The sequence below is a fragment of the Wolbachia endosymbiont of Drosophila innubila genome, assembly GCF_021378375.1.
Taxonomy (GTDB): domain Bacteria; phylum Pseudomonadota; class Alphaproteobacteria; order Rickettsiales; family Anaplasmataceae; genus Wolbachia; species Wolbachia pipientis.
In genome coordinates, this window is the sequence record NZ_CP076228.1 from 624,704 (window position 1) to 636,873 (window position 12,170).

The window sequence follows — 12,170 nt, forward strand, 5'->3', positions numbered from 1 at the left end:
TTAAGTTCATGGTCAAAATACTTCTCAAATACTCTCTACTTCATTAGAGACTAACTCTTTCATTGTTTCCCGAGCATGGGTATTTATTTTAATTTCATCTATTGGCAAAGACGTGGTATACCTTCGTCTGAAGATTCCTATATGACCATTTTTCATTGTTGCTATAAATGCTCCTTCATACGTACGGCTTCCTACTTTTGCTCCTATCTTTGTCTGTTTTATACTCCCAAGTTTTGCTACTCCTATCCACTGCGAACTGAGCTTTACTACTGACCATAAGCGCTTTCTATTTGCTTTATCCACACTTAACTTTTTTCTCATTGCTTTTTTTGGTATTTGTTTTTCTTCGCTAACTTGTTTGACAGTTTGTGACCTTACCCATAGTGCTGTTTTGTTTAGTGCCCTCACCGTTGCTTTTTCCACTTTTTTCCTTTCAGCATCTATACTTTGTATAATACTACCGGTGACTTCGATGTTAATACGCATCTACACCCCTGACGCTTGAATTTTCCATAGCATTCCCGAATTGTCCCTAAGTGGTGGTGAATATACTTTGTACTTACGCTTATCAATAATAAAGATATCTCCTTGTATCTTGTCAAAAGCATCTGATGTTTTAAGCTTAAGCATTAGGTGGAGAAGGGAAGAACTTTGAATATCTCCTTAGATATAAAATCTGTGTGGTAGACAAGAGTTCCCTTCTCAAAAGTATAGGCTGAACGGTATCGTAGAAAGACCTAAATGGTTATAATTCTGTACCCACAAGGTTAGCCTTACTTTTCATTTTAATAGTAACGTATGGAGTTATATATGATCAACAACTTTTGGGTATAGACATATCAAAAAGATCGCTTTGATGTTTCTCTTTCATTCATAAGCAACAAAGGAAAACGTGAAACCAGGAAAAGGAGTTTCAAGAATAATGATCATGGGTTTCAAGGTTTACTGAGCTTTCTACAAAAGCATAATGTAGAACAAGTAAAAGCCTGCATGGAAGCTACTGGTTGTTATAGTGAAGCCTTAGCTGAATTTCTACACAATACTGGACATTTTGTGAGTGTTGTTAATCCAGCTTGTATAAGATTTTATGCAAAAAGTAAGCTTATACGACAAAAGAATGATCAGACTGATGCAGAGATAATTGCCGATTATTGCCAAAGACAGGAACCTATTCGTTGGGCACCACCTTCTCCTGAGTTAAAGAAATTAAAAGCATCTTTATCGTTGCTCGGCTGCGTTAAAAGATGAATTGACATTAGTAAATAACCACTTAGAAAAAAAAAAAGAGAGACTGCCTAAAGAAGTTGCAAATGCTTGGGAAGACCTTGCAATGAACATAAAACAAAAAATAGAAAGAATAAAAAAACTCCTTACGTGAACTATTAAATAAACACAAAGAATTGTTGGAAAATTTTCAACTTCTATTGACCATTCCAGGAATAGGAGAAGAATCAGCAGTAGCTATTTTGGCTGAAGTTCCTAACATAAAAGCTTTCAAGGATGCCAGGCAATTGGCAGCATATGCTGGAGCTATACCACGAAATATAACGTCAGGTACGTCTGTACATGCCAAGCCCAGATTAAGTAAATCCGGTTCACGAACATTATGTAAGGCAATGTACTTTCCTGCCATAGTAGCTAAGAATCATAATCCTACTATTATGACTTTTTGCAAAAGGTTAAAAGAGAAAGGCAAGCATAACATGGCCATTGTGGGAGCTGCAATGCGTAAGTTACTCCATATTGTTTTTTGGTGTTTTAAGGTCAAAGAAGGCTTTTGATCCAGATCATATCAAAAACTACAGAGCTAGGAGTTTGGCTGAAAGTTTAGTGCTTTAAAATCAAAAAACGCTCCAATTATGTAAAATAGTATCTTACACAAATTTTGTAACTGGTTAGTGAATATGTTGATAAGTAAATTAATTTTATACGTACAAAAAAGCGGAAATTTACTTATCAACATATTCACTAACTATAATCTGTGTACCGTTACACAAAATGTGAATTGGAAGTATTTTTTAATTTTATGATACAGCTTGAACAATTTTTGTAATTTTTTTGTTGACTTGCAAGACGGTATCTACTACTGGCTGCAATACATCGAATATACTCACCTCCAAAATCAATATCTCCCCTACAAATTGTCCTTCACCAATCTCGTATAATTTATCTGGCTGTTGTTTTAATATTTGCACCATATATGACTTATCCTTTGATTCATACAACGCTTGCTGCCCTAGATGTGCAAAACAATCTGCAAATAATCTTTTAATATCTCTAAACATAATTTTTAGTTGCTTTTATTCTTTAGTTGATATAATGCTTCCTGTTCGGGTATTAAAACAATCTGCACTTAGCTTTACCTCACCTGTTATGCAGCAAGTTTTACAAGTATACCTGGGCGATGGCACATTGGTAGAGGGTTTGATTGGGTATGAAGGTCAGTCCCTCTATCAAATCTTCTTGGCTCTTGTTTTGCATAGAGCGGTTGTCCTAGTGTATTTACCGTTTCATTAAAGTCCGCTGGCGCAAAGTAAGTAGTAAATGTGCTTGCTGTACCAAGTGGAAAACAGTGACCTGTATCTTTCTCAATAAATCTTCTCACGGTTCCTTCAGGATCAGTTGCTTGTCCTCTGTATTCCTCAAATGTTATTCCACAAAACGTAAATCCTGATCTCATATCATTCCGAAGCGCTGCTCCTTCTTGCCATCTTTCATATGCTTCTTTTTTACTTTACTATGCGAAGTTAATGCATCAAAAAATTCAGGGCTTACCAAAGCATGTACTCCTGTCATATATTCACCACTTAGATTATCTTCTATATGCCGGAGTACTTCCATACACCCGCTTTACATCTGTTGTTGCTATTCCCAGTGCAAAATTTACTACTTTTGGCGTAATTTCAAATTCGTTGTAAAGATTTAACAATTCACTGCCATCAGCGTCCAGAATAATCCCCTTTCAACGCCCCCATTCGCAAATGTTCTAACGTTATCGCGTGCTTGTTCCTCATCAATTCAGATGATCTGTTACCACGTTAGCCAACGCTTTCAGTTCATTCTCTGACCCAAATGCCCTTATCCCTTGCACTTCCTCAGGTAACACTACGTCATCATGGGGGAATATGTGGTATCGTAAACGTTCTTATTTTTCGTTTTCCACGTTTTCCCCACTGTTGCTGGTGCTCCGGAACTTGCGTTGGTAATAGGCTCAAAACACCGTTTTGCTCTTCTATCGTAATATGTCGGAATCTTACCGATCTACTTGGAAATAAATTTAAGCTTTCTGTTCGACCATAATTTATCGGCAATATGTTTATTGCTTTAGTTAGTCCGTCATACTAAATGCTGAATTTGTAAATGGATTTTGCATGTTTTTCCCCTTTAATGCTGTAGATGTTTGTTGGCTTTTAAGCCCTTTGCGAATGATTAAGATGTTTGCTGGGCTTCTAAACCCCTTTTGCGGATAATGATGCCTCGTGCTTCAAAGTTGCTTTATTGCTGCAGCTTTCTGCTCTTCTGTTATATTTGCTGGCCACACAACTGCATGATCTGCTAGCATTGCTATACGTGTAATGATTACTGCTTTGGTATTTTCTTTCACGTTTTTTACATCACTTGCTATCACTCCTATAGCTGTTTGCGTACCATCTGTTGCAGTTGGATTGATAACTAATTACATTATCTTCAATATTACAGCCAAACTTCTGTACCCAAGCTTAGGTTTTGCCCTTTGTTACTGTTATTTGGTCTCTTGAGTATAGATTTGATGCCTCATACTTTAATAGGTCACCAAGGTTATTTTGTTCGGTTATACAACTCATAAATGTTTCTCCTATGATTGTTGTCAATAAGAAATTTCATATTTTGTAAAATCTTTGAAAATCCAGTTGTTTTAAGAGTATAGAAAATAGTTGTGAGAAACTTCCTAGCAGTAGCAATAATAGCCTTAGCAGAACCACGCTTTTTTCACACGCTCGTAAAAACTTTTCAGATAAGGACTATAACGTATAGCAATCCAAGTACACTGTACTAAAGAAGTACGCCCAATTTTTGATCCACGTTTAGTAATTCTTCCAATTGTGCATTGTTGATTGGATTGAAAACTCGCGGTACAACTCCAAAATAAGCTGTAAGTTTTTCAGGATTACTAAAATCATTAATATCACCAATTGTTTTTCAAGTGACTTCCTGTTTTTCAAATCTTTATTCCGTGGTTTTAATCTTTATTCCGTGGTGAAAAGTCCATGTATTTTTATTGATTAAGATACCCGTGATTTTACTAACTGATCTCTTGTTTTAAGAAGAGAAGCTAACTGTTGGCATTGTTTGCTCTTGCATTTTGCTTCAGGCAACATATCTTTGCTGAAAAAAAAGCAATAGCTCTTGCATCATGTTTATCTGTTTTTGTTCACAGAACGACGAACCTTCAAATTACGAGGCAAGCACAACAACGCTTAACGTAGACACTTCATCATAAAAAGAAACAGCTATTTCCCGTTGCCTCTAAGGCTGCTTCATCTGTTTCTTGAAGATTTTGATAAAATTACCTAAATCCTGTAAGCGAAAACGTTTTAACATACTCTGGTTTTTCACCAATTTCTAAGTAGCAAGCAGTGAAACTATTAGTATGTAAATCAACACCTATGTAACGCATAAATCTTCTCCCCTTATTGAATACTCCAACATATCAGAGTAGAATATTACCGGTTGGTCCATTCTCTATACGCGGTCACTAAATTTTATAGGCCGCACGATGGTTTTCGGTGGCAGGGGCGATTAATCCTCCTTCACGAGGTCTTTTTCCTATACTGCAAAAAAGCAGAAAGGGCCTCTAGAAACATTTTCAATCTGCCACCTATCCACTCTGAAAGGTATTATCTTCTCATGCTTCCAACCAAGCAATAACTATTCATACCATCTCATGGTGTTTACCGCCGCTTTTGTTAGTGTTATATACGGCGGTTACAAGATTTGTTTACCGCGGTGTTTAAAGTTGCTATACGTCGCGGTGAAGCTTTTATAATTGGCTATTCTGGCCCGGACTTGTTTACCGCGGCATTTGTAGTGCTGGTACCTAAATTTCTCAAATGCCAGATTGCGCTCGGTTCTTGCTACCGCATCATTAAAATCTTCTGATGAACTTTGTGGTATTGTGCTGCAGTATCTCTGTCTTCTTCGTTCTCTCCGCCAGTATCGACATTAATATCTCTTGCTTGTTTGCGTTTACATCCTGCTCAATAAATTCTCCTATCTTCTCTGGCATCTTTGACAAATTACACAATCTTATTACCTCTAATACTTCGCTTGGGCACCTCTCATAACCTTATTCGTTTTGATTCTTCCATTAACTCATCAGCATCGATGGTGGCCCTTATAGTTAAATTCAGCTTTACTCATATTGTTTCTCCTATCTATAAATTCAGAATATGTTATCACTTCATCAGCAAGTCAATCTCTATTGCTTTCTCACCAAAATATAGCCCTGCTTCCGTTGATTTGATTTTTTTTTGCTACAAGCTCGACGAAATAGATTCCTATTTCTTTGCGGCTCATGCGGAAAGAGGTTGTTCGACAAAATTCCGGCATATTCCCTCTTTATATCGCCCAGGGCGGGATGTTGTGAGTAAATCATACTCCTTCATCCTTCTGTCCCTGTGCTTAAGCAAAAGTCCTCCACATCTTCTTGGCTGATTCTATCATTTTTCGTTAGCAGCGCCTATGTAACAACCTATAAAAACCCTGAGGTGTCTGTAATTATATGCCTTTTCTACCCTTTACTTTTTTTTACTTCCATCATGGCTTTTGATCCCCTTTTCTGTAGTCTTTACAGATTGACTATCTACTATACAGGCACTCGGCTGCTCATTCTTTCCTATTTTTCTTCTACTATATTTTTGTAATTTCATAATTCATTTTCTCAAAAATTCCCTGCTTCTTCCATTGCCTGAACTGCTCATACACAGTCTTCCATAGCGGAAAATCATTTGGTAAATACTATAGAACCAACTTTTCAATACATTCATCAGCAGACCAATTGTTTTGCAACAATATCCAACCGAGAAACTCCTGCTTTAACCAAACCAGCAATTTTTTTTTTTCTGATTTTTACTTTTTTTTTTGACTAATTTTGGATAAATTTACAAAAACATCCTACGTAACTCTGGGATCATTAATCTTTTTATATTCTAGCACTAGATTTAATATTTCTCGGCCTCATTTTTAAAGCCGATTTTTCTCCTTTGATGCAATGAGATCGGTGGTAATACCCACTGACAATGCACCTGCTATAGCGTACAACCTTTTGATTGAAATTCTACGATTCCCTTTCTCATATTGCAGTATTACCCAGTATTTTTACACCAGCTAAATCTTTCTGAGTATACCCCCTCTCTAACCTCCAATCTTTTTCACTTTTTTCCCTACTTCATAGTCTAGAATTTTTCCACGCAAAGAACCATACATATAATATTTTCTACTATAGCTCAAAGGGCTCCAGATATAATAGCCAGACTCTGAACCTTTAAATTGATGAATTAAAGTGCCCTACAAGTTTCTTTACTATTTTTCACGTACTTTGTCTGCCCATGAAAACAATTTTTTCACTTACTTCCCTTCTGCTTTTCAATCCATATGTTGCACCTAGTGAAATTACCTCTCTACTGCTTCTTTAAGTTTACTCCTCAAAGAGACAGTTTTTCCTATTTCTTCTCTTTTTTTGTAATTCAGCCCACATTTCCTTGTTTTCTACTCTCAATTGTACTTGATCATATTTTTTACATCGTGGTACAATATAATATTTAGCTTACCAATGCTTGTAGGGAAATTCTAATATAATAGAGCTTTCATCTGACATATCGATATAGTTTCTTATACCTTCTTCCTTTCTCACTTTTAACCTCAACTGCATCATTTGCCAATTTTTAAAATATTACTTCCCAATTTACTTCAGTATTTTGGCTACCTCTACCTTGCTATCATCAGAAAAATTCTATATACGATGTTGTTGTATCTATCTCAACATCTATTAATTCTCTTCTTGCACAGCACTCACCAGCCTCTAGTTCTTCCCCAGTCTCTATCTATCTGTGGCTGAACTTCACGCTGTAGCTCATTATAGATTTCACCTATTAGTTTATTCTGCAATAAAAGTATCATGAAAATCTGCACCACTTAGCATTAATTTGACGCATTATCTTTTTTCGATCAGTCTTATCAAATTTATGAAAATGCACCAATACTACATACTCTGCAATGCTCCATTCCCCATCGTTATATGCATTTATTCTTGCTCAAGAGGCTAGTACTTGGTCTATAAGTTTTGTTGCAATTCATTTATGTTCTTTGCCTCTACCACAGCACTCTTAAACCAGCTCAACTTTTCACTTTCGCTTGCACTTGGCTTTATTTTTTGCAAAGATGAAGCAAATGGGTTTAACATTTCCGGATAATCTGCTTGATCGCTCACAGGTTTTGTGCCATATATGTAATCAAGTCCTTTTCCGTAGTTGATTTTGTTTTCGCGAACGTTTTTGTAGGAAAAGGCACCTCTCCAAGCTTTTAGCCTTATTAATTTTGCTTACAAAAGCTATTACAACTAAGACCACTTAATATTCCCGACTTATCGCTTGTAGAAGTGAGTTGCTGGCTAGTACGACCAATTCCTACAATAGCATTTAACATCTCACCTTTTGATAATTTATCAAGATCAACGTTTAACTCATAGATGCCTCCTTCCTTATCACCAAAAAGGTACAATTATTTTATTAACCATATTAGCCTCCGCTATTAAATATACTTTCTAAGTGTATAACGAACTTTATTACTCAGTTGTTATACACTATATTACTTATTATAAATTATAGTGGTAAAGATTTGCAAATATTTTCTTCCATAACAATCCACTTTCTTAAAACTAAAATAGCCCCAATTTTGTGATGATAATGGTCAAAACAATTTAACGCTTACTAGGCTCTTTTGTTACTGGCGATCTTCTTTTGACGGCTCTAAACTTCCTCCAGGGTTGGTTGTGTGACATTATTATTAATGTTGCATTTTTATTAATGCTTTTCTTATAATCTCCTTTCACCTCAATATGTACACCGATTTGCTTTTTCCATTTCACCAATTTTACGTTCAAGTACTTCACTTTCAGTCTCTTTGTAAGTCCTCATTATTGGCTCTCCTGAGCTTTCTCTCAAAGCAACTTCTATGTTTCCTTAACACACATACAATCATTGCTACTGCAGAATCGCTACCCTTCTATAACTTCTCAGGATCATCCATTTCTCTACCTAAAAATCCTTCCTACTCCTGCATGCACTGTGATTTTAGCAATTCCCTGAGCTTGTGGCCTTCATGTACTGCACTTAGAAATGTTTCCATTATTTCAATGATCAAGTAGAGCTTTGCCTTTGCTTCATCATTCCTGGAATTTATTTTTCTTTACTTTTATTATTCATATAATTTACCCCTTCACTAACAACAAACTTTTCTTAGATATTTACTGCTGTTTTCTTATCAGCATTGGCATAAAGCCATAGCTTTTTGCGTGAAGTCAAATCAATTTTAAATCTTTTACATCAAAAAAAAAAGATAATATATAACTATTTTTATTTTAAACTTGTTGAATTTCTGTCCAAAAGAGAGGGGCCCTGTTATTTGCAAAATAATATCGGTAGAAATTCCTTTTTAACTAAATCTTTTGCAATTTTCATCTTTCGTTTTCACTTTCTTTTCAATTTGTATGCTTTTCACAGAGATTTTATTAGCACATACTGCAATTTTGACTCTCAATTTCTTTTGTATCAATTAAATTCGGTAATTCATTTTCCACTTTATCATCTGCATCCTCTGTTAGTTCAAGTAGGTCCATGATATTAATCGATAATGTTTCCGCTATTGCATACAATTTTCCAGTGGAATAGCCACACGTCCTTGTTCATAGTTGCTTATTTCGTCACGTGTTGTACTCATTTTCTTGCTAAATCTTTTGAGTATACCCTCCTCACACTATCCTCCACTCTTATCTTCTTTTCCTATTTTGCAATTTCTCAATCGAAATTTTTTCGTGTTCCTTTTTCATATTGTAGTACTATTTGATATGTTACGCCGATTTTCCCGCCAAATCTTTTGAGTATATCTCTTCGCTAATCTACGATTTCTTACCCTGTCCTATTGCTTTGTAGTCTAAAAGCTAGAGCAGTTATTCTTCTTTTCTCACATCTTATACTTCATAATCAGAAGAACTATTACGTATACTTAATTGGGAACCTTTTTGACAAACTGAATTCATCTCCTTTCAAACAATTTTTCTATATCACTTAGTTTCATTTCTATGTAAGTTGGTCTTCCATGGTTGCATTGCCCAGCATACGGTGTTTCTTCCATTCGTCTCAGTAGCTCATTCATTTCCTCTAACTTCATTTTTCTCCTGCTCGAATCGATCCATGACGCGACCGTGGCCAGCATTTTGTTCACCTTATCCTCTATTGGCAACATATCTTCCATTTCTGTTAATCTATCTACTACTTCAATTAGCATCTTTTTATATCTATTGTTCCAAGATTGCAGGTATTTTCTTTCACCCTTACTTTATCTTCTGATTCTATTTCAATGCAAAACCCATTTCAAAAGCTTATCTTTATACATTTCAACCATCTCCATTCCTGCTTGGTTTTAATCTCAACTATTTCAGGAAGAAGAAGCTTTTGCCTTTTATGCTTGATTTTTGTTTTAAGCACTCATAGATCAACCTCTCATGGGCTTGCGTGCTGGTCTACTATAATTAATTTGCCTTTAGCCTCAGCAATAATGTAAGTATTGTAGACCTGACAGCGTGCATATCCTAGAGGATAATCCTCTATAAAATCAATTTGCTCCTTTCTAGGGCAATAGTCTCCGCTTGTAGTAGGAATCTCTGTGTATCAGTATAGTCAAAATGATTCTGACCGTTCTGATAAGCCTTTTTCTCCTGCATTTGGCAAGTTGAATTCTTTCATTAGCTGATTCTCAAAAAGGACTTGGCCTCCTTCCGTAAAATTCTTTTTGACCCTTTACTTCTCTGCTTTTTCCATTATTACACACTCATTATTCCTTTGACTTTCACTAACATCAAAAGGTGAACCACTCAGTTCTTCTCCAATACCTTGACACCCCTAGATTCATTAATATCACTCACTGAAGAGGTACCCTATTCTCATTAACAACGCTTTTATTATCCCTCTTCTCACTATTTCATATTAACCTTTTATTCTGAAATCTTACTTGATTTATTTGGATGCACATTTACATCTAATACTTGATCGTATGGTATACCTAAGTGCAGCACTGCCAAAAGGATACCTCCCACTTGAATAAAAATCTTGATACGCATATCGAATTGCACCAATAACGTAGATTATCCTTGATTGGCCTTCCATTAACAAACGTATAGATCTGAGGTTGACTTACCGCGGTTGATAGTTGGTTTGAAGTGCGACCTTGAAAGCCTTCGGTCATATTGTTTATTAAGGAGAGGAATTCATTCAGAAAGAAACTGAAAGGATTCTTAAAGCTTATTGAGCCAGATGTTTTGCCATCACTGGAGTTCACGCATCAGTGCCGAATTGGGTAACCAGTTGACTCCGAAGCATGGAACCAGTTACCCTGGAAGAAATGCCAAAAAGTTGTTATGAGGCTACAGAGGCGTATTGTTAAGGCTGTCCAACAAGGCAGATGGGGTAAGGTGAAAACTTTACAACACCTTCTGCAACACAAAATTTCAAGGAATAAAGCTATTAAAACAAAGAGGATACAAACCTTCTCCGCTAAAACGGATATACATCAGTAAGTCTAATGGCAAAAGAAGACCTCTTGAATCCCTACGATAAAAGATAGAGCCATGCAAGCATTATACTTGTTTGCTTTGGAACCGATAGCTGAAACGATCAGTGATCGTCACTCTTATGGTTTTAGACCAAAAGATCCTGCGCAGACGCTACTGTGGCTTGCCACTTGTTACTGGCAAGCCGTAACCAACTACAATGGATACTCGAAGGTGATATTAAAGGGTGTTTTGATAACATTAACCATGAATGGCTCATGAAGCATATTCCTATGGAGAAGAAAATTCTTCATAGCTGGTTAAAAAGCTGGCTTCCTAGAATCAAAAACTCTGTATTCCACAACTGCAGGTACCCCACAAGGTAGTATCATCTCTCCAATACTAGCAAATCTAGCCCTAAATGGACTTGAAAAATCATTGGAAAGTCAATTTGGTAAACTTGGCAGTAAAAGAAGAAGCAAAATCAGAAGTGGAGTAAATGTAATCAGGTACGCAGATGACTTTATCATTTCAGGAATCACACGTGAAGTACTGGAAAATGAAGTAAAACCTCTAGTATCGTCCTTTCTTCAGGAGAGAGGTCTTATCCTTTCCGAAGAGAAAACAAAAATTACATCTATTACAACAGGGTTTGACTTTCTTGGTTGTAATGTACGCAGGTATAATAAGAAGTTAATTATAAAACCTTCAAAAGAAAGTATTAAGAAACTTCTTAATAAAGCACGTACATTGATAAAGGCAAACATAGCGAACACTCAGGCCGTACTAATCAAGTTGCTCAATTCCCTATTAAGGGGATGGGAAAATTACTACAGCCATGTGTGTGCGAAAAGAGCTTTTAACAAAATAGACCATGAAATTATGTGTGCTCTATGGAAATGGGCAAAGAAAAGACATCCTCGTAAAGGATTACGTTGGATAAAGAATCGTTACTTCAAGGTAATGAAACAACGCCAATGGGTCTTTGCTGCACCCATATGCAAGAACAAACCGAAAGAGATAAGGTATTTAAGACTGCTTAGGTTGATTGATATACCTATCAGACGACATGTTAAAATCAGGGCGGATGCAAATCCACTTGACTTAAAATGGAAAAAGTATTTTGATGAAAGAGTGAAACAAACAAAAATGTTAGCAAGCTCTTTCTCAAGAGAAGGTTCTCTGCTGTTGGTGTCACCATTAAGAATGATGTTTTCTGAGGAATCATGAAGGACAAGCCGGTTCGACTAACCAATTCCTTAGCTTCTTCACACAACTTTATAGCTTCTCCATAAAGAAGAATTCTCTCATTAGGACCATTAGTAGCATTACCTAGATTATGCTTAGCTTTACCTAAAGCCAGTAA

10 protein-coding genes and 7 pseudogenes are annotated in these 12,170 nt (G+C 36.2%); 4 read left to right on the forward strand and 13 right to left on the reverse strand.

The annotated features are described in order from the left end of the window. Window positions 1-24: 24 nt before the first annotated feature. Both J4T77_RS03370 and J4T77_RS07560 read right to left on the reverse strand, forming a co-directional pair. Window positions 25-486, reverse strand: a complete 462-nt coding sequence (locus J4T77_RS03370) for a phage tail protein (protein WP_233641141.1) — start codon at window positions 484-486, stop codon at window positions 25-27. Continuing rightward, window positions 487-630 (reverse strand): head-tail joining protein, encoded by a 144-nt coding sequence (locus J4T77_RS07560; RefSeq protein WP_010962478.1) that lies wholly within the window; start codon window positions 628-630, stop codon window positions 487-489. A 180-nt stretch (window positions 631-810) separates the two neighbouring features. Between J4T77_RS07560 and J4T77_RS03375 the strand changes: the two are divergent. After that, window positions 811-1,839 (forward strand): annotated as a pseudogene (locus J4T77_RS03375) (IS110 family RNA-guided transposase). Window positions 1,840-2,024: 185 nt separating this feature from the next. On the opposite strand, the gene J4T77_RS03380 reads toward J4T77_RS03375, so the two are convergent. The 11 genes and pseudogenes from J4T77_RS03380 to J4T77_RS07380 all read right to left on the reverse strand — a co-directional run. Further along, complete coding sequence (locus J4T77_RS03380; protein WP_010082171.1) at window positions 2,025-2,285, reverse strand: head-tail joining protein; 261 nt, start codon at window positions 2,283-2,285, stop codon at window positions 2,025-2,027. 86 nt (window positions 2,286-2,371) lie between these two features. Further along, on the reverse strand, window positions 2,372-2,680 hold the full coding sequence (locus J4T77_RS07220) for a major capsid protein (protein WP_369409706.1): 309 nt from the start codon (window positions 2,678-2,680) through the stop codon (window positions 2,372-2,374). After that, the gene (locus J4T77_RS07225) at window positions 2,677-2,841 is read right to left on the reverse strand and encodes a major capsid protein (protein WP_369409707.1); all 165 of its coding nucleotides are present in this window, start codon (window positions 2,839-2,841) and stop codon (window positions 2,677-2,679) included. Before J4T77_RS07225 ends, J4T77_RS07220 begins: the two co-directional genes overlap by 4 nt. Next, window positions 2,813-3,106, reverse strand: a pseudogene (locus J4T77_RS07230) (major capsid protein). Before J4T77_RS07230 ends, J4T77_RS07225 begins: the two are co-directional and overlap by 29 nt. 7 nt (window positions 3,107-3,113) lie before the next feature. Beyond that, window positions 3,114-3,311 (reverse strand): major capsid protein, encoded by a 198-nt coding sequence (locus tag J4T77_RS07235; protein ID WP_369409708.1) that lies wholly within the window; start codon window positions 3,309-3,311, stop codon window positions 3,114-3,116. Window positions 3,312-3,429: 118 nt separating this feature from the next. Next, a pseudogene (locus J4T77_RS03390) lies at window positions 3,430-3,824 on the reverse strand (head decoration protein). Window positions 3,825-3,847: 23 nt separating this feature from the next. Next, window positions 3,848-4,657: pseudogene (locus tag J4T77_RS03395) on the reverse strand (IS110 family transposase). 468 nt (window positions 4,658-5,125) lie between these two features. After that, a complete protein-coding gene (locus tag J4T77_RS03400; protein ID WP_233641142.1) occupies window positions 5,126-5,266 on the reverse strand; it encodes a hypothetical protein in 141 nt (46 codons plus the stop codon). Between the two features lie 439 nt (window positions 5,267-5,705). Next, window positions 5,706-5,997 (reverse strand): annotated as a pseudogene (locus tag J4T77_RS03405) (transposase); the annotation flags it as partial. 539 nt (window positions 5,998-6,536) lie between these two features. Continuing rightward, window positions 6,537-7,774 (reverse strand): annotated as a pseudogene (locus J4T77_RS07375) (hypothetical protein). Between the two features lie 1,517 nt (window positions 7,775-9,291). After that, window positions 9,292-10,477 (reverse strand): annotated as a pseudogene (locus J4T77_RS07380) (DNA mismatch repair MutL family protein); the annotation flags it as partial. A 195-nt stretch (window positions 10,478-10,672) separates the two neighbouring features. Here J4T77_RS07380 and J4T77_RS03420 point away from each other — a divergent pair. From J4T77_RS03420 to J4T77_RS07385, 3 genes are all read left to right on the forward strand, one after another. Next, on the forward strand, window positions 10,673-10,831 hold the full coding sequence (locus J4T77_RS03420) for a reverse transcriptase N-terminal domain-containing protein (RefSeq protein WP_233641143.1): 159 nt from the start codon (window positions 10,673-10,675) through the stop codon (window positions 10,829-10,831). A 152-nt stretch (window positions 10,832-10,983) separates the two neighbouring features. Further along, window positions 10,984-11,190, forward strand: coding sequence for a reverse transcriptase domain-containing protein (locus J4T77_RS07020; protein ID WP_255717902.1), 207 nt, complete (start codon window positions 10,984-10,986; stop codon window positions 11,188-11,190). 13 nt (window positions 11,191-11,203) lie between these two features. Further along, the gene (locus J4T77_RS07385; RefSeq protein WP_255717907.1) at window positions 11,204-12,034 is read left to right on the forward strand and encodes a group II intron maturase-specific domain-containing protein; all 831 of its coding nucleotides are present in this window, start codon (window positions 11,204-11,206) and stop codon (window positions 12,032-12,034) included. Window positions 12,035-12,170: the final 136 nt, after the last annotated feature.

Bases quoted from the DNA above. Each gene is read 5' to 3' on its own strand.
- J4T77_RS03370 (WP_233641141.1), bottom strand. From the start codon at position 486: ATGCGTATTAACATCGAAGTCACCGGTAGTATTATACAAAGTATAGAT.
- J4T77_RS07560 (WP_010962478.1), bottom strand. From the start codon at position 630: ATGCTTAAGCTTAAAACATCAGATGCTTTTGACAAGATACAAGGAGAT.
- J4T77_RS03380 (WP_010082171.1), bottom strand. From the start codon at position 2,285: ATGTTTAGAGATATTAAAAGATTATTTGCAGATTGTTTTGCACATCTA.
- J4T77_RS07220 (WP_369409706.1), bottom strand. From the start codon at position 2,680: ATGAGATCAGGATTTACGTTTTGTGGAATAACATTTGAGGAATACAGA.
- J4T77_RS07225 (WP_369409707.1), bottom strand. From the start codon at position 2,841: ATGGAAGTACTCCGGCATATAGAAGATAATCTAAGTGGTGAATATATG.
- J4T77_RS03400 (WP_233641142.1), bottom strand. From the start codon at position 5,266: ATGCCAGAGAAGATAGGAGAATTTATTGAGCAGGATGTAAACGCAAAC.
- J4T77_RS03420 (WP_233641143.1), top strand. From the start codon at position 10,673: ATGAGGCTACAGAGGCGTATTGTTAAGGCTGTCCAACAAGGCAGATGG.